Source organism: Natronococcus roseus (assembly GCF_043677095.1).
Taxonomy (GTDB): domain Archaea; phylum Halobacteriota; class Halobacteria; order Halobacteriales; family Natrialbaceae; genus Natronococcus; species Natronococcus roseus.
The window spans coordinates 1-17895 of record NZ_JBHLJR010000012.1; the positions used below are offsets into that span (position 1 = coordinate 1).

Here is a 17895-nt window from a genome sequence, read left to right on the forward strand (position 1 = left end):
TGAGGCGTGCGTTTTCGGGCATAGAACACTTTGAAAACGCCACGCCTCACTTCTTCAACCTTATCTGAACACCGCCGTACGAAGAGGGCATAGATTGGTAGTCCTCGAGTCCGTTCGTCCAGTATGAAGGTTCGAGGCTCGCTCTCCCGCGAGGACGTCGCGGCGTTTCTCGACGGACGGACGGTTCCGATCCGGCTCGGCTGCCGAACGCCCGCGGACCATCCCTGGATGGTGTCGCTGTGGTATCGGCGACGGGAGGGAGACGACGGCTGGCGACTCGAGTGTGCCACCTCGGCTGACGCGGACGTCGTCACCTACCTCCGGGAGACTCCCGAGGTATCGTTCGAGGTCTCGACGAACCACCCGCCCTACGCCGGGGTCCGCGGACGGGGCGAGGCATCTCTCGAACCGGATCCGGAGAAGGAGGTGCTCCGGGACCTGCTCGAGCGCTATCTCGGAGGCACCAACTCGGAGCTGGCACGAACGCTGCTTCGCGAGGACCGGGAGGAGGTGACTATCGCGATCGAACCGGCGGTCGTCTACGGCTGGGACTTCTCGGATCGGATGTAGGCGCCAGCCCGGCGGGGGCTCGCCCTCGCCGTCCGCGACTCGCTCAGCGCTCGTACCGGATCGGCAGCGACTCGACGCCGTAGATCAGCGAACTGCGAACCGGCTGCAGGTCAGCGTCGACCGTCTCGATCGTCGCCGTTCGGGCGCACAGCTCCTCGAGGGCGACCGACGCCTCGAGCCGGGCCAGCGGCGCGCCGAGGCAGTAGTGAGTCCCGTGACCGAACCCGAGGTGTTGGTTCGGCGACCTGTCGGGAACGAACGCGTCGGCGTCCTCGAACTGCCGCTCGTCGCGGTTCGCGGAGCCGAGCCAGACGATAACACGGTCACCCGATTCGATCTCGGCGCCTCGAAGCGTCACGTCTTCCGTCGCGACCCGGGACATCGCCTGAACCGGGGAGCGGTAGCGCAGCACCTCCTCGATCGCCCGTCCGATCGCGTCGGGTTCCGCGCGGAGATCCTCGAACAGATCGTGGGCGTCGAAACACCGGACCGCGTTCGTGACGAGGTTCGTCGTCGTGATGTTGCCGGCGATGAGCAACAGGATACAGGTTCCGAGCGCCTCCTCCTCCGAGAGCCGCGACCCGTCCTCGAGCTCCCGCGTGACGATCTGGCTCATGAGATCGTCCTGTGGCGACTCGCGCCGGTCGGCGATCATCTCGAAGAAGTAGCTCGCCATCTCCATCTGGGCCTGCTGCTGGCGCTCGAGGAACGCCTCGGTCTCGTCGTCCGCGCTCGAGGACTCGACGAGCGTGTCCGACCACCGCTTGAACCGGTCGCGGTCCTCGGCGGGAACGCCGAGGAGCTCGGCGATGACGACGACTGGAAGCGGGTACGCGAAATCGTCGACGACGTCCAGCTCGCCCCGATCGTCGGCCAGCACGTCCGAGAGGAGATCGGTCGCCAGCTCGCGTATCTCCGGCTCGAGCGCCCGGATCGCTCGCGGCTCGAACGCGTCCTCGACGACGCCGCGGAGCTCGTCGTGTCGGGGCGGATCCTGGAAGAGCATCGTCTCGAAGAGCAGGCCCTCCTCGGGCCGATCCGGTTCCTGAAAGTCGTCGGCCAGTCGCGGGTCGACCGAGAACGTCTCGTCGTCGTCGAGGATCCGTTTGACGTCCGCATACCGGAAGACGTCCCAGCACCCCCGAGACGAGTCGTATCGGACGGGGGCGTTCTCGCGCATCTCCCGGTACCAGTCGAACGGCTCGAGCCACGCCTCCCGGGAGGAAAGCTCGTCGGGAAACGCCTGCAATCCCTGCGGATCTGCGCTACTCATGGGCCGTAAACGGCGGGAATCCACAAAACGTTCGGGGTGGAGTCAGTCGGTCGTCGGGATCGACCGGGCGCCGAGCGCGAAGAAGACTACCGCGAGGACGGCGAGGATCCCCAGGTTTGCCAGCGCGGGATCGACCCCCGCGATCGCGGATGTCGCAGCGTTCGGATCGGTCGCCGCCCGCACTCCGCGGGCGAAGTACGTCAGCGGCGAGAGGTTCACGAACGGTTCGAACCAGCCGGGCAGTTGCTCGAGCGAGACGAACGTCTCCGAGAGAAAGAGCAGGGGCAGGCCGACGGCGTTGCTGGCGGCGACGGCACCGTCCTGGGAGTCGGTGTAGCTGCCCAGCATCGCGCCGACGCCGCAAAAGCAGACGACGCCGATGAGAATATACGGCACCAGCAGTGGCGAGAAGACGATCTCGGCGCCCGTCAGGACGACCACGAGCGCGAGGATGAGGAGGCTCGCCAGCCCGATGATGACGGCGTTGACGACCGTCTGGGCGAGCAGCCATTCCGCCCGCGTCTGGGGAGTCGTCGCGAGCTTCTCGAAGCGACTCCCCTCGCGGTGGCGTGCGACCTCGCTGCCGAGCCGCGACAGCGGCGTAAAGAGAACGACGACGGCCAGGTAGCCGGGAACGTAGTACGCCGGCGGTTCCGCGAAGAGCCCGCCACCGCCCGGATCGGTCCGCACCAGCGCGCCGAAGATGACGATCAGGATCACCGGAAAGAAGAACGTAAAGAAGACCGCGGTCCGGCGACGGACGAACGCCCGCCAGCCGGCACCGGTCTCGGCTCGAACGCGGCCGAGTCGGCTCATGCGGTCTCACCCGCGCGAGCGAGGGTCGTGCCGTCGGTTCGTTCGAGTTCGGTTTCGTCGGCCAGCTCGAGGTAGACGTCCTCGAGGTCGGGTTCGGCCCAGGAGAGCCCGGAGTAGTCGATCCCTCGCTCCTCGAGATAGTCGACGACGCGACCGATTTCGGCGGGCGAGACCTCGCGGACGACGACCTCGTCGCCTCGCATCGCCGTCGCGAACGGGAGGTCGTCGAACGCCGTCGGGTCGGCGGGCGTCTCGACGGTGAGCCGGCTCGAGCCGGCGTGGTCGGCGACCAGCCCCGCGGGCGTCCCTCGAGCGACGAGCTCGCCGTCGGCGAGCAGTCCGACGCGGTCGGCGAGGCGTTCGGCCTCGGCCATGTCGTGGGTCGTCAGGAAGACCGTGGTTCCCGAGTCGGCGAGGTCCTCGATCAGCCGCCAGACGGTTCGCCGACCCGCGGGGTCGATGCCCGTGGTCGGCTCGTCCAGAAAGAGCACGTCGGGGTCGTTGACCAGCGCGGTGCCGACGCAGACCCGTCGCTGCTGGCCGCCCGAGAGGTTCTCGTACCAGGTGTCGTCGGCGTCGGCGAGGCCGACGTCGGCCAGCACGGCCTCGGGGTCGCGGTGGTCGTCGTACAGCCCCGCGTAGTAGGCTACCAGCTCGCGGGCGGTGAGTCGATCCGGCGGCGAGAACGACTGCGGGAGCACGCCCAGGCGGTCGCGGTCGACGGCCGACGGCATCGCCTCGAGGACGTGCGCGCTGCCCGAGTCGGGCTCGGTCGTTCCCGTGAGCGCGCGAACGAGCGTCGTCTTGCCCGCGCCGTTGGGGCCGATGAGCGCGAACACCTCGCCGCGCTCGACCGATAGCGTCACGCCCGCCAGCGCCGTGGTCCCGTCGTATCGCTTCTCGAGTCCCTCGGCGACGACCGCGGTATCCATACGGGTCGCTATCGGCGCGGCCGGCGTAAGGGGTTCGATTCCGGCGTCGCGACGTCGGGTAGTCGAGAGCGGGGAATACGGCCGACATAGCGTTTGCGTTTCCGTTTGCGATTTCGTTTCCGTCGGGGTCGATCGGGCGATTGGATTTTGCACTCGACTCGAGTCGGGTCGAAACACTATAGGGACGCTCGACGCTCGTGACAGTCGATGAGTCGAAGCGAACTCCTCGAGCGGCCCGATAGAGCGTGGTGGAAGGAGGCAGTCGTCTACCAGATCTATCCGCGCAGCTTCAACGACAGCGACGGCGACGGTGTCGGCGACATTCCGGGAATCGTCGAGAAAGTCGACTACCTCGGTCGGCTCGGCGTCGACGTGATCTGGCTCTGTCCGGTCTACGACTCGCCGAACCACGACAACGGCTACGATATCCGGGACTACCGGTCGATCCTGGACGCGTTCGGAACGATGGCCGACTGGGAAGTGCTGCTCGAGGAACTCCACTCACGGGGCATGCGCCTGATCATGGATCTGGTGGTCAACCACACCTCGAGCGAACACGAGTGGTTCCGGCGCTCCAAACGGCGCGACGGGACGTACGAGGACTACTACCACTGGAAGGAGGGCCGGCCGGCCGCGGCAGCCGACTACGAGACGGCCGACGGCCCCGCGGACGAGGTCGCACCGAACAACTGGGACTCGATCTTCGGCGGGTCCGCCTGGAGCTACGACGAGGAGCGCGGCCAGTGGTACCTCCACATCTTCGATCCACACCAGCCCGACCTGAACTGGCGCAATCCCGACGTCCGCGAGGACGTCAAGGGAGAGATCGAGTGGTGGCTCGAGAAGGGGATCGACGGCTTCCGGATGGACGCCATCGACCTGCTCTCGAAGGCCGAGGGACTGCCCGACGGCGACCCCGACGGCGCGCTCGTCGGCTCGGAACACTACAGCCACGGCCCGCACCTCCACGAGTACCTGCGGGAGCTGTACGACGACACGCTCTCGAACTACGACGTGATGATCGTCGGCGAGATGGGGATGGCCTCCGTCGAGGAGACCGCCGCCTCCCTCGGCGAGGGCGGCGACGGGCTCGACATGGTGTTCCAGTTCGATCACATGAACGTCGACGCGGACGAGAACGGGCCCTGGGGCCGGGCCGAACCCGGGCAGTGGGAGCTGACGGAGCTCAAGGAGCTCGTTACCCGCAAACAGCGCCGCCTCGACTGGGACGCGCTGTTCCTGAGTAACCACGACGTCCCGCGGCTCGTCTCGCGGTTCGGCGACGACGACCGATACCGGGCGAAGAGCGCGACGCTGATCGCAACGTTCCTGCTGACGATGCGGGGTACGCCGTACGTCTACCAGGGCGACGAGATCGGGATGACCAACGCCGACTTCCGGAGCCGCGAGGAGATCGACGACCCCCAGACGCTGGGGACGATCGACGACCTGCTCGAGGCGGGCGCCATCGACGCCTACGAGGACGTTCGGGAGTTCGTCAACTACCGGAGCCGGGACCACGCGCGGACGCCGATGCAGTGGGACGGCTCTCCGGGAGCCGGTTTCACCGACGGCGAGCCCTGGCTCAAGGTAAACGAGAACCACTCGAGGATCAACGTCGAGACCGCCCTCGCCGACGAGGGCTCGATCTGGCACTACTACCGCCGGCTGATCGAGCTGTGGGACGCCGAGGACGTGTTCGTCTACGGCGAGTACGAACTTCTGTGTCCCGACGACGAACAGCTGTTCGCCTACACGCGGACGCTCGAGGACGAGCGGGTGCTGGTCGTCCTCAACTGGTCGGCCGAGCCCGCGACGTTCGAGTCGGCGGCGCTCGAGGCCGCCGGGTTCGAGGTTCTGACCGGGAACTACGGCGAGTCGCCCGCGGATCCGATCGGTGCCGAGTTCCGGCCCTACGAGGCGGTCGTCTACCGCCTCGAATAGGGCTCGTTTCTTGCTTTCGCAGGGCCAACCGTTAGACGCGCGTTCGTGCTATCCCGAGTCGATGGTACAACTCGGATACACGCTCTCGAGCGAGGAACACGAGCCCAATGAACTCGTTTCCATCGCACAGCGGGCGGAAGCGGCCGGCTTCGACTTTCTCTCGATCTCGGATCACTTCCACCCGTGGGTTCCGGCCCAGGGGGAGTCGCCGTTCGTCTGGTCGACGCTGGGCGGGATCGCGACCGCGACGGACGACATCGAGGTCGGCGTCGGCGTCACCTGTCCGACGACCCGGATCCACCCGGTCAACGTCGCCCACGCGGTGGCGACCGTCGACGAGATGTTCGGCGACCGCTTCACCTTCGGGGTCGGCACGGGCGAGAACCTGAACGAACACGTCACCGGACAGCGCTGGCCCGAACACGACGTCCGCCTCGAGAAGCTCGACGAGGCGATGGACGTGATGGAGCAGCTCTGGACCGGCGAGACGACGAGCCACCACGGCGACCACTACACGGTCGAGAACGCCCGGCTGTACACCTGCCCCGACGAGCGGCCGACGACGATCGGGAGCGCGTTCGGGCCCCAGACCGCCGGGTGGGTCGCCGACAACACCGACGGGCTCTGGTGTTCGGGGCCGAAGGAGGAGCCAGTCGAGGCCTACGAGGACGCCGGCGGCGACGGGCCGGCGTACACCCAGCTGCACGGCTGTTACGCCGACAGCGAGGAGGAGGCCGTCGAGACGGTCTACGAGTACTGGCCGAACGGCTCGGTTCCGGGCGAACTCGGCCAGGAGCTGCCGATGCCGGCCCACTTCGAGCAGGCCGCCCAGATGGTCGAGAAGGAGGATATCGCCGAGTCGGGGACGACGACCAGCCCCGATCCCCAGGACCACATCGACAGCATCGAACAGGCCGTCGACGCCGGCTACGACCACGTCCACTACCACCAGGTCGGCCCCGACCAGGGGTCGGCGATCGAGTTCTACGAGGAAGAAGTGCTGCCGTCGTTCTGAAACGCTCGAGTCCACCGCCGACGGCCTATCGGAGCGAAAACCGCGCACCCGGCTCGAGCCGGCGTCTCAGTACTTGCGCTCGTCGGGGGAGAGCTCGAGGGCGTCGTAGAACTCCCGGTCGATGCGGTCGCGCTCGGAGCGCCAGCGTTCGAACGACGAACGCTCCGCCGGGTAGGCCTCGTACCGTCGTTCGTACTCGGAGACGTAGTCCCGCGTTCGCTTGAGGCCGAGGACGGCCTCGTACAGTTCGGTCCTGTCCACGCCGAGCTCGTCGAAGGTCCCCTTTCGGGTCTCCGTCGCGAAGTTCCTGAGGACGCCGGCACCCACCAGCAGCTTGCTCTTGAGTCCGTCCACCTCGGTCGACGTGCCCACGATCTCCCGAAGCTCCTTCTCGGGGAGCAACGCGGTGACGGCCCGGAGGACGCTCACGTCGATGGAGCTCGCGGCGACGTTGTACGCGTCCCACGAGGCGAGCTTCGCGGCCTCGCCGTGCTCGCGGTACAGCCAGCGGTTGTGCTCCCAGAGCCCGGCCTCGGAGACGTCGCCGTCTTCGACCGCGAGGGCGGCGGCGCGCCCGGCGGAGTAGCCAGAGTAGGCCGCCCCGCGGATCCCCTTGCCCGTGATCGGGTGGGTCGTCCCCGCCGCGCCGCCCGCGGTCAGGTAGCCGGGGGCGACCATCGAGTCCAGCGGTCGCCGGAGGGCGATCGCCGAGCCGAGTTTGTTCTTCCTGTCGAACCGCTCGGCGACGTTCGCACCGCGGAACTCGGGGCGACTCTCGACGTCGCGGCGCAGGCGATCCGCGAGCGGGATCGGCTCCTTGTTCATCTGGAACCCCAGGCCGACGTTGATCTGCGTCGGCGTGCGCGGGAAGTACCAGATGTAGCCCATCTCCTCGAGCGGTTTGCCGACGATGGCGTTGTGGTAGTCGACCGGCTCCTCGGTCTCGATGATCTCGCGGTAGGCCGACCCGAAGTGGGTGTAGTGGGGCACCTCGAACGTCGGCTCGGCGGGCGTGTCGAGCGCCTCGAAGTCGACCATATCCTGCAGGATCGACTGTGCACCCGCGGTGTCGATCAGTACGTCACACTCGTAGGTGACCGGCTCGCCGTCGCGGATCGCCTTGACGCCGGTGACGCGACCGTCCTGAACGACCTCGTTGACCACCGTGTCGTAGTGCTGTTCGACGCCGTGATCGGCGGTCTGCTCGAGCAGCCGCTGCCCGAACTCGTAGCGGTCGATAACGTTGCTGCCGTTCTGGTAGGGCAACACCTTCCGCACGCCGAGGTCCTCGTCCCACCACTCGATCTGATCGATGTTGTTGTCGATCAGGACCGACTGGTCGTTCGCGACCGCGTCCATGTCGATCGGCCCCGGATAGTTGGTCGGATCTCGAGGGCTCTTTATCGCGTCGCCACAGGCGATGAACCCGCCTTCCTCGCTGGGTTTCCGTTCCAGTTGAACGACGTCGACTCCCTCGGCTGCTGCTGTCGCCGCCGCAAAACAGCCCGCTATCCCACCCCCGACGACGATTACGTCGTGTTGGCTGTCCACCATTGGGTTACTGTTCATGCCTTGGGAAATACGGAACGTAACTCTTGCTCTTGCGGTGGTGGAGGGGACGAGTTGGCAGCCCACAACGGGCCCGTCCTGACGGAGGGAGTAACCGCGACGGTCGGCGTCTCGAGTTTCCGACCCCCCTTTCCGCAGCCCAATCCGTTTTACCGCTCGCAGCGAAACGCTCGAGCATGGAGTACACCACGCTCGGCAACACGGGCACGACCGTCTCGCAGCTGTGTTTCGGCACCTGGCGGTTCGGTCGCTCGACGGGCGACCTCGAGAACGAGACGACCCGCGAGGAGGCCCACGAACTGCTCGACGCCTGCGTCGACCACGGGATCAACTTCATCGACACCGCCAACGTCTACGGCACCCCCGACGGCACCAGCGAGGAGTGGATCGGCGAGTGGCTCGAGGGCCAGGACCGCGAGGATCTCGTCATCGCCTCGAAGGTGTACTTCGAGTTCGACGGCTGGGGCGAGCCCGGACCGAACGACTCGGGGCTCGGTCGCAAACACATCCGCGCCCAGATCGAGGGGACGCTCGAGCGACTCGGCACCGACTACCTCGACGTCTACTACATCCACCGCTGGGACGACGAAACGCCTATCGAGGAGACGATGTCCGTGCTCACCGACCTCGTCCGCGAGGGGAAGGTCAACCACCTCGGCGCCTCGACGATGGCCGCCTGGCAGCTCACGAAGGCGCTGTGGACCAGCGACGTCGAGGGACTCGAGCGCTTCGACGTCACCCAGCCGATGGTCAACGCGGCACACTACGATGCCGTCGGCGACTACCTCGACGTCTGTGCCGACCGAGACCTCGCCGTCTGCCCGTACTCGCCGCTGGCCGGCGGGTTCCTGACGGGCAAGTACGAGCGCACCGACGACGGCGGCGTCGAGGCGCCGGACGGCTCGCGGGGCGCCTTCGACGACCTCTTCGAGGACCGCTACGCGACCGATCGGGCGTGGGACGTCCTCGAGGCCGTCGAGTCGGTCGCCGACGAGGTCGGCGCCTCACCCGCGCAGGTCTCGCTGCGCTGGCTCATGGACCAGGACCGCTTTACCTGCGTGCCGATCGTCGGCGCCCGCTCGCCCGACCAGCTCGAGGAGAACGTCGGCGCCGTCGACATCGAACTCAGCGGCGAGCAGCTCGAGCGGATCGACGCAGCCCGCTCGAGCGAGTAGTCAAGCGGTGGAGGGTGCGGTTCGTGATGCGGGCTCGAGCGAGAACCTCGCGTTCAGTGCAGACGAAGTACACAGCGTTCAGTCCAGGCCAACTACTCAGCACAGGTCTGACATCCGCAAAAGGTAAAAATCATGTCGGAATCGGTGGGAGCCGTGCCTGCTCAACCCAAAACCTCTCAAGAATATCTACAAGAGAAATGAACTCGTCAGGATCTGTTGGTTTTGTCAGATAGGCGTTAGCGCGGGCATCATAGCACCGCGCAATATCCTCCTCAGCCTCCGAACTTGTGAGCACAAGTACAGGCAGCGGTTTGAGCCGGGGATTATCCCGGATCATTTCGAGGACTTCACATCCATCTCGACCGGGAAGGTTTAGATCCAGTAGGATGAGATCGGGAAGTTCGTTATCTGCGGACTGCCGTAAGAACTCCACAGCGTCGTCACCATTAGTGACTGTCTGTAGTGCTACCTTCTGTTTGGCCGAGTTGAATGCCTCTTGAGTGAGCCGAATATCACCGGGGTTATCTTCGACAAGCAAAATATCGATCTCATCGTTGGAAGAGGACTGAGGGGATGGAGTTTCATGCATGGTAGATGGGCGAGCAGGGATTCTGTAATGCGTCCGTGACCGTTACACGACCATTCTGCCAGCCAACTCCCCCTTAGAAGGGAGACGCACAGTGCAAAATCGCTCGTTATAGACTAATGGAACTGACCACGTATATAGGTGGGGAAGGTTTTACTCAGATAATCAGAACAGGACAACAGTGGTCATTTAGGGATATATGGATCAGGACGAGGGGTAGCAAAATACAGATATGATGTTGGTTGATTTGGATGCACTCACCCGCGATGGATCAGTCCCTGTATCCGGTCTCGAACGTCATCGGCGGAGGCGTACTGTTCGTTATCGATCGGGGCGAGTAACTCGTCGATGGATTTCCATCCCTCCTGTGTTTCGACCTCATGATTACCATGGGCCTCGATCAATTCATCCATCATCATCGGATAGTCTTGCTTTTCGAGTGCTTCATCAAGGTCACCAAGCCTCTCACCAGTTTCGTCGTGTACTGGTTCGGATTCGTCGCCCCGGTCACGCGCTTCCTCAAGTTCCCGCTCTCGCTGGCGTCGCTCTTCATCGTCCGCTTGCTTGTCGCGGCCCTTTTTATTGTCTGCCATCATCCGTTCTATGTGAGTGAGCGGAATAATCCTGTTGACGCTGATCGGATAACGAAACGACGAAATTATCCGCTCTCGCTATAGTAGCCACTGAAAATCAGTGCGCACCCGATCGCACGACGGCTGTGCGATCGGTGTGCAAACCGTTTCAGTTGTTACTATAGACCGTTGATCGTCGTGGTCGTCCGGTTTGGGAGGACGAACGAAGCGGACCGGAACGAACGTGCCACGGATCGGCCGAGGGTCGCGGGCTCGACCCCCCGAGCTCGACTTATACGGTCTCCTCGACCATCGTGATGATCTCGTCGGCGTCGAGCGGATCCTCGACTTCCTCGTCGTCGACGAACACTGTCGGGGTGCGGTCGACGCCCCGGTCGTCGGCGTCCTCCCACTCGGCGGTCAGCGTCGGATAGTACGCGCCCTCCTCGAGGGCGTCCTCGACGACCGAGGGGTCGGCGTCGGTCTCCGCATCTGCGATCTCGACCAGCTCCTCGTCGCTCGGCGTCCCCGCGTCCATCGCGAATCGCTTGTACTCGAAGAACTCCCCGGGGTCGTCCTCGGTCCCGGACGCCGACTGGACCGCCCGTGCGGCGTTGGCCATCGGGATCGACCGCTCCTCGTCGGCCGGCAGCGGGAAGTCGTGGTGACGGTAGATCGCCCCGTCGTCCTCGAGGAGGCGAGCCTCGAGTTCGGGGAAGACGGCGGCCTGGAACTCCTGACAGCTCGGGCAGGCGAGGTCCTCGTAGACGTCGATCGAAACGGTCCCCGAGCCGACCGTCGGCGTCGGGAGCTGATCGGGGTCGGGGTCGACGCCGTCGAGCTCGTCGGGGAGCGACGCGCCGAACAGCGCCGAACAGCCGGCGAGTGCGACCGATCCGGTCGCGGCGGTGACGGTGAGAAACGAGCGGCGGTTCATTCGGCCGAGCGTAGGGAGTCGGGCCTGTTATCGGTGACGCTTCTCGCTCGAGCGATCCTCAGAACACCGGCGTCGTGAGAACGAGCGCGTCGACGAGGATCGCGACCAGCACCGCGCCGAGGAACGCGTTCGAGGCGTGGAACGACCGGAACGCCGCGGCCTCGGTCTGCTCGAAGTGGAGGCCGACGGCGCTCCAGAGGAAGATCCCGCCGAAGACAAGGACCGTCGCCGCGTACAGCGCGCCCAGGTTGGCGATCCAGGCGAGCGCGACCGTCCCTGCGAGCGTCGCGGCGATGTAGTAAACGATGTGTTTTCGGGTCTCGGTCTCGCCCCGAACGACGGGCATCATCGGGAACCCGCCGCGGGCGTAGTCGTCCTTGTACGCCAGCGCGAGGTTGTAGAAGTGCGCCGGCGTCCAGAGGAAGATGACGCCGGCGAGTGCGAGCCCGGGGAGCCCGATCTCGTTGGTGACCGCGGCCCAGCCGATCAGCGCCGGGAGCGCGCCCGCGGCGCCGCCGATCACCGTGTTCTGGACGGTGTTGGGTTTGAGCAACAGCGTGTAGACGACGCTGTAGAAGATGATCGCGGCGAGGCCGAGCGCGGCCGCGAGCGCGTTGATCGTCAGGAAGACCGTCAGCGAGGCCGCGGTCAGGAACAGTCCGAACAGCAGGGCGTTTCGAACCGGGATCAGGTCGGTCGCCAGCGGCCGATCGGCCGTGCGGGACATCCGCTGGTCGACATCGCGCTCGAGAACGTGGTTGAACGTCCCCGAGGCGCCGATCGCGAGGACGCCGCCGCCGAGCGTGGCGACGATCGTGTAGCGGTCGAGCGCCGGGCCCGCGGCCAGGGCCATCCCCGCGGCGGCGACGAGACAGAGCAGCCACATCAGGCGGGGCTTCATCATCTTGAAGTAGGCGAAGGCGGTCAGCCGGGCGCGGGCGAGCCGGCTCGAGGGAAGCGTTCGGCCCCCCTCGGCCGCCGCGGACGGCTCGGTATCGATCGGTTCCGGCGCGTCCATGACGTCGTCCTCGCTGCCGGTCGCGAGCTCGAGATCCCAGGCGAGCGCCAGGACGATGGCCGTAAAGATCACGACGCCCAGCGTGAGGTGGAGGCCGGGAACGATCGCGGCGGGACCGAGCGTGGCGGTCGCGGCGCCGACGCCGACTTGTACGACGTAGAGGACGGCGCCGACGAGCAGGGCGGCCGTAACGCGGCTCGAGGCCGCACCGAGCATCGCGGTGATCACGGACGCGGCGACCAGTACTCCGACGAGGACGGCGGCGAGGCGGTGGCCCCAGGCGATCGCCAGGTCGGTCTGGCTCAGGGGATCGACGGGGGTGTGACAGGCCGGCCACGTCGAACACGCCGTCGCCGCGTTCGTAATCGACGTCGTGGCACCGATGATCAACAGCAGATAGACGCCGAGGGCGGTCGCTGCGAGCAGTGCGGAGAAACGACGACGCGTCCGAATCGGACGGGGAAACGGGTCGGTTGCCACGGCTATTCTCGTCTACACCGTTCGACTCTGCGTATTTAGGGTTCCCGCTTTTTTCGCCGGCGACCCCGCTCGCTCGGGTCGGTTCGGTCGCCGACCGAACAACTCCGGTCCTCCGCTCACATTCCCATGTCCGCGGCGGCCTCCGGAACCGGGAGTTCGCGGGGCGAGACGCCGAGCAGCTCGCCGACGTGATCGAGTGCCATGTCGAAGCCGTAGTAACGCTCGAGTTCGTCGCCCGCTGCCGTCGGCCGCACCTTCAGCATGGCGTACCCCTCGAGGTTCTGGGCGATCGCCGCGGTCGAACCGGCCCGGGCCCCTTCGCTGGCGTCGGTCGCCTCGAACGAGAGCCGTCGCTCGCCCTCGGCCACCTCGTAGCTTGCTCTGATCCCGTTCGCCTCGGCGGTTTGATCGTCGTCGGTCATATCTCCACCTGTGGAGTCGATAACCGGGAAGCTGTCGGTTTCGTCGGCGACCGACACCCCTTTCGCCCCGCTCGCGAGAAGGGGGAGCGTGTCAGCTGCGACGCCGAACGGAACCGCAATCGACGGCGCCTCCCTCGAGCCGATCGAGACGGTTCGGCTCACTCGCTCGGTCGCGGTCGGGCTGGTTCTCGTCTCGGTCGTCGGCTTCTTCGCGTCGGCGTACGCGTTCGGCGTCGTCCTCGCCGCGATCCACGGTGCCACCCTCGAGCCGATCGTCCTCTCGACCGGGATGCTGTCCGACGGCGGTTCGGCCCTGCTCGCCGCGATCGGACTCGGCGTCCTCTCGGTCGCCGCCCACGAACTCGTCCACGGACTGTTCATGGCCCGCTACGGCGACTCGCCGTCCTACGGGATCGGCGTCTCGGTCGTCTTTCCCTACGCCTACGCTCGAGGCGGCGCCGCCAGCTACGGCCGGAACCAGCTACTCCTCGTCCTCCTCGCACCGCTCGGGACCGGTACCGCGGCGGGGTTGCTCGCGATGGCGATCTACCCATCCCCGATCTGGCTCGTCCCGCTGGCGGTCAACGCGGCGGGTTCGGTCGGCGACCTCTGGATGGCGCTCGCGCTCTGGCGGTATCCGTCTGACGTACGCGTCGGCAATCACCCGCGAGCGGACGCTCGAGGATTTGCGATCTACGCCCCGGCAGACCCGGGCGGGTCCGAACGGAACCCCGTCGAACCGCTCCCCGGACGCGAGTTCCTCTCGCGAACCGCCGTCGGCGCCGCGGGAACGGCGGTCGCGCTCGCGGCGATCCTGGTCGGGCTGGTCTTTCGATCGCTCGCGGTCAGCACGGGAACCGTCGTCGTCGATCTCGGCGGGTGGACGCTGCTTCGCCACGAGATGTATACGGGGGTCGTCGTCCTCGAGGTCGGCGCCCGGTACCTCGCGGCGGTAACCGTCGGTGGGGGACTCGCCTGGGCGCTCGCCGAAACCGTCCGAAACGGACTCGCGAAACCGTAACCCTCGAGCGAGCGCAGATCGATCGCCCGGTATGAGCAAGTGGCTCCGGAGCGGCCGCCGGCGGGATCTCTGTTTCCTGCTCGCGGCCGAGGGCGAACTGCGCGGCCAGCAACTCAAGTCCCGCCTCGAGTCCCACTACGACGAGCGCCTCGAGCCGAAGTCGTTCTACGGCTCGCTGTCCGCGCTGGTCGAGACGGGGTTCGTCGAGAAACGGACGGAGGGGCTCCACGACGTCTACGCCCTGACCGAGGCGGGCGATCGGCGGGTCCGCGAGCACGGCGAGTGGGTTCGGTCGTGTCTCGAGGAAACGGCCGAATAGCATATGTGTTCGATCGCACAGTAGTAAGTATGATTGACACTCGGCTGAAGCGACAGTTAAACGCGATCATCCTGCTGCTCGTGATTCTCGTGGGCGCCGCGCTGGGCCTCGCGACCGCGCTCGGTTCGGACGCGATCTTCGGATCGGTGTTCGGTGCGGCGATCCTGGCCGCCGTGACGATCCCCTACGCGATGGGAGGATCCGATACAGCCGCCGAGCGGGACGAGGAGCGAACGGCCGACTGACCACCTACTCCTCGAGGACCTGATCGCCGATCGTGTTCCGCAGCACCTCGCTCGTGCCCTCGTAGATCTCGTTGAGCTTGGCGTCGCGGTAGAACCGCTCGGCGGGGAAGTCCTTGGTGTAGCCGTAGCCGCCGTGGATCTGGATGCCCTCGTTTGCGACTTCGCGACTCACCTCGGAGGCGTACAGCTTGGCCTGCGCCGAGGCCTTGATGTAGTCCTCGCCGCGGATCTTCCTGTCCGCGGCCTTGTGCATCAGCAGCTTCGCGGCCTGGATCTTCGTGTCCATGTCGGCGAGCTTGTGTTTGATCGCCTGGAACTCGCCGATCGGCTGGTCGAACTGCTCGCGCTCGTTGGCGTAGGCGCGAGCCTCGTCCAGGGCTGCGCGGGCGATGCCGACTCCGCGGGCCGCGATGGTAATTCGCCCCCCGTTGAGGGTCTTCAGCGCCTGGACGAACCCCTCGCCCTCCTCGCCGAGCAAGCGGTCCTCGGGAATCCGGAGGTCGTCGAAGCGAAGCTCCGCGGTCGGACACCCCTTGTCGCCGAGCTTCTCCTCGGTGCCCTCGACGATGAAGCCGTCGTCCTCCTCGGGGCGGACGACGAACGACGAGATCCCCCTATTGCCCGCGTCGGGATCGGTCTTGGCGAAGACGGTGACGGTGTCTGCGACCGAGCCGTTCGAGATCCAGAGCTTGCCGCCCTCGAGGACGTACTCGTCGCCCTCTTTCTCCGCGGCTACGCCGCTCCGTTCCGAGGCGCCTTGCGCCTCGCTCTTCTCTGCGGTCGTCTCCATCGCCGGCACGTCGCTACCCGCGCCCGCCTCCGAGAGCGCGAACGCGCCGATATCGGTGCCCTCGGCAAGCGGCGTCAGGTACTCCTCCTTCTGGGCCTCGTCGCCGAACTCGTAGAGCATGTTACCCGCCAGCGAGATGTGGGCGGCGACGACGGTTCCCAGGCCGCCCGAACCCCGCGAGATCTCCTCGAGGCCGATCGCGTAGGAGTGGTAGTCGAGTCCAGCGCCGCCGTACTCCTCGGGGAACGGCATCCCCATCAGCCCCAGCTCGGCCATCTCGTCGACGAGGTCGGCGGGGAACTCGTCGTCGTGATCGATCTCGCTCGCGACGGGGACGACCTCCTCGTCGACGAACTCCGAGACCATGTCCCGAATCTGGCGCTGCTCGGCCGAGAGTGCAAACTCCATACGCAGATATTGCGAGGTTGATTATTTATTACTGTCTCTCCCCCGGGATGTCGACTCCGGGCCCGTCGTTCGGCGTTTCCGGGCGGCGAGACGAGCGCTTCGGTCGGATTCGGTGACCAGTCGGCATCGCGAGTGTCCGTAACGGAACGACGCGCCGCGACCGCGGCGCTTTTCCGGGATGGGAACCAAACCGTATCGAGTAGATGACAACGGGCCAGCCTGAAACAAACCTCGATACCGACCTCGAGTGGTGCTACGAGGCGGTACACGGGGTCTCTCGGACCTTCTCGATCACGATCGATCGCCTCGACGAACCGATGGCGAGACACATCTGCCTCGGTTATCTCCTCTGTCGCGTTGCCGACACGATCGAGGATGCGGGTCACATTCCGCCCGAGACCCAGACGGAACTGTTGAGCGCCTACGACCGGCTGCTCGATCCGGCCGACCCGCTCGAGGTCGAGCAGTTCATGGCCGACGTCGAGCCCTGGATCCCGGAGGAGGCAAACGCCGACTGGGAGGTCGTCGCCGAGACGCCCCGCGTCCTGCGAACCTTCGAGGCGCTCGACGAGGAGCCCCGCGAGATCATGCGTGACCCGGTTCGAGAGCTCGTCGACGGGATGGCGATGTTCACCGATCGGTACGCCGAGGAGGGCGGACTCCGCCTGCAGACCCTCGAAGAGCTCGAGGAGTACTGCTGGTACGCCGCCGGCACCGTCGGCACCCTGATCACGGGACTGGTCGCCCGCAGCGCCTCGCCCGACCGGGCCGAGGAGATGCGCAAGAACGCCCGTTCGTTCGCCCTCCTCCTGCAGCTCGTCAACATCGCCAAGGACGTCGAGAGCGACTACCACGAGGAGAACAACGTCTACCTCCCCGAGGAGTGGCTCGCCGAGGAGAACGTCGACGCCGACGCCGTCACCGAACCCGACAACCAGCGCGGCGTCACCAACGTCATCCAGCGGGTGACCGGCCGCGCGGAGAACTACCTCGACGACGCCCACCGCTACCTCGAGGTCGTCCCCGAGCGCCACGGCAACCGGCTCTCGGCGTGGGCGATCCCCTACCTACTCGCGGTCGGCACCCTGCGGGAACTCCAGGAACGACCCGAAGACGTCGTCCGCGAGGGTGACGTGAAGATCTGCCGTGCGGAGGTGTTCGCCGTCATCCAGCAGTTCGAGGACGACGTCTCCCGCGCTCAGCTGCGCGATCTCCGCCAGGAGATGGCCGAGAAACCGCTGCACCGTTAACAGGGGCCGACCCGCGCCTCCAGATCGCCGGTCGCCGTCACGACCAGCGCGACGCGCGCACAGTCCGGCCCCCAACCCGCTCCCTCGAGTCGCTCGGTGATCTGGCTGGCCCGGATCTCGAGCGTCTCACCCTCGTACTCGGCGCTGACGGTCCACTCCGCCGTGTTCTTCATCCATCGACCCGGAAGATGCGTCGCCCCCTCCTCGTCCGCTGGCGCCAGCCGGACCGTCCGCTGGGCTTCGATCCCGTTCCCCTCGACGGCGAACTCGAGCGTGAGAGAGTCGGCCGTCTCGTTGACGGCCTCGAGCGGTCGGAGCCGGAGGTGGTGGCGCGTCGCGTATCGGTTCCACGCGTATCCCCCCGCGAGGACCGACGCGGTGCCGGTCGCGCCCGCTCCGAGGAGCTGGCGGCGACTGTATCCGGGCATCGGTCGACCGTTCTCGCGGTCTGATAAAAAGCTTGCCGCGGCGTCGGGCATCGTGTTCAGATAAGCTGATTCCACGCAAAGGCGAACGATCTGAGCCACTCGTCAGCTGTTTCCGCGTACGCATT

19 protein-coding genes and 1 pseudogene are annotated in these 17895 nt (G+C 66.3%); 8 read left to right on the forward strand and 12 right to left on the reverse strand.

The genetic code is table 11. The features are described 5' to 3' along the window. Nucleotides 1-123: 123 nt before the first annotated feature. Nucleotides 124-570 carry a pyridoxamine 5'-phosphate oxidase family protein gene (locus tag ACFEMD_RS21715; protein WP_394743360.1) on the forward strand — a complete coding sequence of 149 codons (447 nt, stop codon included), beginning with the start codon at nucleotides 124-126 and terminating at the stop codon, nucleotides 568-570. Between the two features lie 43 nt (nucleotides 571-613). On the opposite strand, the gene ACFEMD_RS21720 is transcribed toward ACFEMD_RS21715, so the two are convergent. From ACFEMD_RS21720 to ACFEMD_RS21730, 3 genes are read right to left on the reverse strand one after another with little or no spacing between them, the layout of a single operon-like run. After that, nucleotides 614-1843 (reverse strand): cytochrome P450, encoded by a 1230-nt coding sequence (locus ACFEMD_RS21720; RefSeq protein WP_394743361.1) that lies wholly within the window; start codon nucleotides 1841-1843, stop codon nucleotides 614-616. A gap of 42 nt (nucleotides 1844-1885) precedes the next feature. Next, nucleotides 1886-2659 carry an ABC transporter permease gene (locus ACFEMD_RS21725; protein WP_394743362.1) on the reverse strand — a complete coding sequence of 258 codons (774 nt, stop codon included), beginning with the start codon at nucleotides 2657-2659 and terminating at the stop codon, nucleotides 1886-1888. After that, nucleotides 2656-3591 carry an ABC transporter ATP-binding protein gene (locus ACFEMD_RS21730; protein WP_394743363.1) on the reverse strand — a complete coding sequence of 312 codons (936 nt, stop codon included), beginning with the start codon at nucleotides 3589-3591 and terminating at the stop codon, nucleotides 2656-2658. The genes ACFEMD_RS21725 and ACFEMD_RS21730 overlap by 4 nt, the downstream gene beginning before the upstream one ends. Before the next feature lie 207 nt (nucleotides 3592-3798). On the opposite strand from ACFEMD_RS21730, the gene ACFEMD_RS21735 reads away from it, so the two are divergent. Both ACFEMD_RS21735 and ACFEMD_RS21740 read left to right on the forward strand, forming a co-directional pair. Beyond that, on the forward strand, nucleotides 3799-5535 hold the full coding sequence (locus tag ACFEMD_RS21735; protein ID WP_394743364.1) for a glycoside hydrolase family 13 protein: 1737 nt from the start codon (nucleotides 3799-3801) through the stop codon (nucleotides 5533-5535). A 61-nt stretch (nucleotides 5536-5596) separates the two neighbouring features. Further along, a complete protein-coding gene (locus ACFEMD_RS21740; protein ID WP_394743365.1) occupies nucleotides 5597-6550 on the forward strand; it encodes a TIGR03557 family F420-dependent LLM class oxidoreductase in 954 nt (317 codons plus the stop codon). Nucleotides 6551-6616: 66 nt separating this feature from the next. Here the strand turns inward: ACFEMD_RS21740 and ACFEMD_RS21745 are convergent, their stop codons facing one another. Next, a complete protein-coding gene (locus ACFEMD_RS21745) occupies nucleotides 6617-8104 on the reverse strand; it encodes a geranylgeranyl reductase family protein (protein ID WP_394743366.1) in 1488 nt (495 codons plus the stop codon). Nucleotides 8105-8295: 191 nt separating this feature from the next. Here ACFEMD_RS21745 and ACFEMD_RS21750 point away from each other — a divergent pair, with 191 nt between their 5' ends. Continuing rightward, nucleotides 8296-9294: an aldo/keto reductase gene (locus ACFEMD_RS21750; protein WP_394743367.1), complete on the forward strand. Its 999-nt coding sequence runs from the start codon at nucleotides 8296-8298 to the stop codon at nucleotides 9292-9294. A gap of 130 nt (nucleotides 9295-9424) precedes the next feature. On the opposite strand, the gene ACFEMD_RS21755 is transcribed toward ACFEMD_RS21750, so the two are convergent. The 5 genes from ACFEMD_RS21755 to ACFEMD_RS21775 all read right to left on the reverse strand — a co-directional run bounded on the left by ACFEMD_RS21755 (nucleotide 9425) and on the right by ACFEMD_RS21775 (nucleotide 13309). Beyond that, complete coding sequence (locus tag ACFEMD_RS21755) at nucleotides 9425-9883, reverse strand: response regulator (RefSeq protein ID WP_394743368.1); 459 nt, start codon at nucleotides 9881-9883, stop codon at nucleotides 9425-9427. Nucleotides 9884-10137: 254 nt separating this feature from the next. After that, on the reverse strand, nucleotides 10138-10473 hold the full coding sequence (locus tag ACFEMD_RS21760; protein WP_394743369.1) for a DUF5789 family protein: 336 nt from the start codon (nucleotides 10471-10473) through the stop codon (nucleotides 10138-10140). A 271-nt stretch (nucleotides 10474-10744) separates the two neighbouring features. Continuing rightward, nucleotides 10745-11389: a DsbA family protein gene (locus ACFEMD_RS21765; protein WP_394743370.1), complete on the reverse strand. Its 645-nt coding sequence runs from the start codon at nucleotides 11387-11389 to the stop codon at nucleotides 10745-10747. A 58-nt stretch (nucleotides 11390-11447) separates the two neighbouring features. After that, nucleotides 11448-12887 carry a heme o synthase gene (locus ACFEMD_RS21770; RefSeq protein ID WP_394743371.1) on the reverse strand — a complete coding sequence of 480 codons (1440 nt, stop codon included), beginning with the start codon at nucleotides 12885-12887 and terminating at the stop codon, nucleotides 11448-11450. Between the two features lie 116 nt (nucleotides 12888-13003). Then, complete coding sequence (locus ACFEMD_RS21775; RefSeq protein ID WP_394743372.1) at nucleotides 13004-13309, reverse strand: DUF7111 family protein; 306 nt, start codon at nucleotides 13307-13309, stop codon at nucleotides 13004-13006. A gap of 88 nt (nucleotides 13310-13397) precedes the next feature. Here ACFEMD_RS21775 and ACFEMD_RS21780 point away from each other — a divergent pair, with 88 nt between their 5' ends. Genes ACFEMD_RS21780 through ACFEMD_RS21790 form a run of 3 tightly spaced genes read left to right on the forward strand, consistent with a single transcriptional unit; the run spans nucleotide 13398 to nucleotide 14894 of the window. Further along, nucleotides 13398-14330 carry a DUF3267 domain-containing protein gene (locus ACFEMD_RS21780; protein ID WP_394743374.1) on the forward strand — a complete coding sequence of 311 codons (933 nt, stop codon included), beginning with the start codon at nucleotides 13398-13400 and terminating at the stop codon, nucleotides 14328-14330. A gap of 31 nt (nucleotides 14331-14361) precedes the next feature. Further along, nucleotides 14362-14649, forward strand: a complete 288-nt coding sequence (locus tag ACFEMD_RS21785) for a helix-turn-helix transcriptional regulator (protein ID WP_394743375.1) — start codon at nucleotides 14362-14364, stop codon at nucleotides 14647-14649. Nucleotides 14650-14678: 29 nt separating this feature from the next. Then, nucleotides 14679-14894, forward strand: coding sequence for a hypothetical protein (locus ACFEMD_RS21790; protein WP_394743376.1), 216 nt, complete (start codon nucleotides 14679-14681; stop codon nucleotides 14892-14894). 4 nt (nucleotides 14895-14898) lie between these two features. Here ACFEMD_RS21790 and ACFEMD_RS21795 read toward each other — a convergent pair whose 3' ends face one another. Further along, nucleotides 14899-16092, reverse strand: coding sequence for an acyl-CoA dehydrogenase family protein (locus ACFEMD_RS21795; protein ID WP_394743378.1), 1194 nt, complete (start codon nucleotides 16090-16092; stop codon nucleotides 14899-14901). A gap of 203 nt (nucleotides 16093-16295) precedes the next feature. On the opposite strand from ACFEMD_RS21795, the gene ACFEMD_RS21800 reads away from it, so the two are divergent. Then, on the forward strand, nucleotides 16296-17342 hold the full coding sequence (locus ACFEMD_RS21800) for a phytoene/squalene synthase family protein (RefSeq protein WP_394743380.1): 1047 nt from the start codon (nucleotides 16296-16298) through the stop codon (nucleotides 17340-17342). Here the strand turns inward: ACFEMD_RS21800 and ACFEMD_RS21805 are convergent. Next, nucleotides 17339-17770 carry a hypothetical protein gene (locus tag ACFEMD_RS21805; RefSeq protein WP_394743382.1) on the reverse strand — a complete coding sequence of 144 codons (432 nt, stop codon included), beginning with the start codon at nucleotides 17768-17770 and terminating at the stop codon, nucleotides 17339-17341. The genes ACFEMD_RS21800 and ACFEMD_RS21805 overlap by 4 nt on opposite strands. Before the next feature lie 56 nt (nucleotides 17771-17826). After that, nucleotides 17827-17895 (reverse strand): annotated as a pseudogene (locus ACFEMD_RS21810) (IS6 family transposase); the annotation flags it as partial.

What these genes read in the sequence shown, in the direction of transcription:
- ACFEMD_RS21805 (WP_394743382.1), bottom strand. Translation starts at nt 17,770, where the DNA reads ATGCCCGGATACAGTCGCCGCCAGCTCCTCGGAGCGGGCGCGACCGGC.
- ACFEMD_RS21785 (WP_394743375.1), top strand. Translation starts at nt 14,362, where the DNA reads ATGAGCAAGTGGCTCCGGAGCGGCCGCCGGCGGGATCTCTGTTTCCTG.
- ACFEMD_RS21775 (WP_394743372.1), bottom strand. Translation starts at nt 13,309, where the DNA reads ATGACCGACGACGATCAAACCGCCGAGGCGAACGGGATCAGAGCAAGC.
- ACFEMD_RS21735 (WP_394743364.1), top strand. Translation starts at nt 3,799, where the DNA reads ATGAGTCGAAGCGAACTCCTCGAGCGGCCCGATAGAGCGTGGTGGAAG.
- ACFEMD_RS21750 (WP_394743367.1), top strand. Translation starts at nt 8,296, where the DNA reads ATGGAGTACACCACGCTCGGCAACACGGGCACGACCGTCTCGCAGCTG.
- ACFEMD_RS21755 (WP_394743368.1), bottom strand. Translation starts at nt 9,883, where the DNA reads ATGCATGAAACTCCATCCCCTCAGTCCTCTTCCAACGATGAGATCGAT.
- ACFEMD_RS21740 (WP_394743365.1), top strand. Translation starts at nt 5,597, where the DNA reads ATGGTACAACTCGGATACACGCTCTCGAGCGAGGAACACGAGCCCAAT.
- ACFEMD_RS21730 (WP_394743363.1), bottom strand. Translation starts at nt 3,591, where the DNA reads ATGGATACCGCGGTCGTCGCCGAGGGACTCGAGAAGCGATACGACGGG.
- ACFEMD_RS21720 (WP_394743361.1), bottom strand. Translation starts at nt 1,843, where the DNA reads ATGAGTAGCGCAGATCCGCAGGGATTGCAGGCGTTTCCCGACGAGCTT.
- ACFEMD_RS21800 (WP_394743380.1), top strand. Translation starts at nt 16,296, where the DNA reads ATGACAACGGGCCAGCCTGAAACAAACCTCGATACCGACCTCGAGTGG.
- ACFEMD_RS21765 (WP_394743370.1), bottom strand. Translation starts at nt 11,389, where the DNA reads ATGAACCGCCGCTCGTTTCTCACCGTCACCGCCGCGACCGGATCGGTC.
- ACFEMD_RS21795 (WP_394743378.1), bottom strand. Translation starts at nt 16,092, where the DNA reads ATGGAGTTTGCACTCTCGGCCGAGCAGCGCCAGATTCGGGACATGGTC.
- ACFEMD_RS21790 (WP_394743376.1), top strand. Translation starts at nt 14,679, where the DNA reads ATGATTGACACTCGGCTGAAGCGACAGTTAAACGCGATCATCCTGCTG.
- ACFEMD_RS21760 (WP_394743369.1), bottom strand. Translation starts at nt 10,473, where the DNA reads ATGGCAGACAATAAAAAGGGCCGCGACAAGCAAGCGGACGATGAAGAG.
- ACFEMD_RS21715 (WP_394743360.1), top strand. Translation starts at nt 124, where the DNA reads ATGAAGGTTCGAGGCTCGCTCTCCCGCGAGGACGTCGCGGCGTTTCTC.
- ACFEMD_RS21725 (WP_394743362.1), bottom strand. Translation starts at nt 2,659, where the DNA reads ATGAGCCGACTCGGCCGCGTTCGAGCCGAGACCGGTGCCGGCTGGCGG.
- ACFEMD_RS21745 (WP_394743366.1), bottom strand. Translation starts at nt 8,104, where the DNA reads ATGGTGGACAGCCAACACGACGTAATCGTCGTCGGGGGTGGGATAGCG.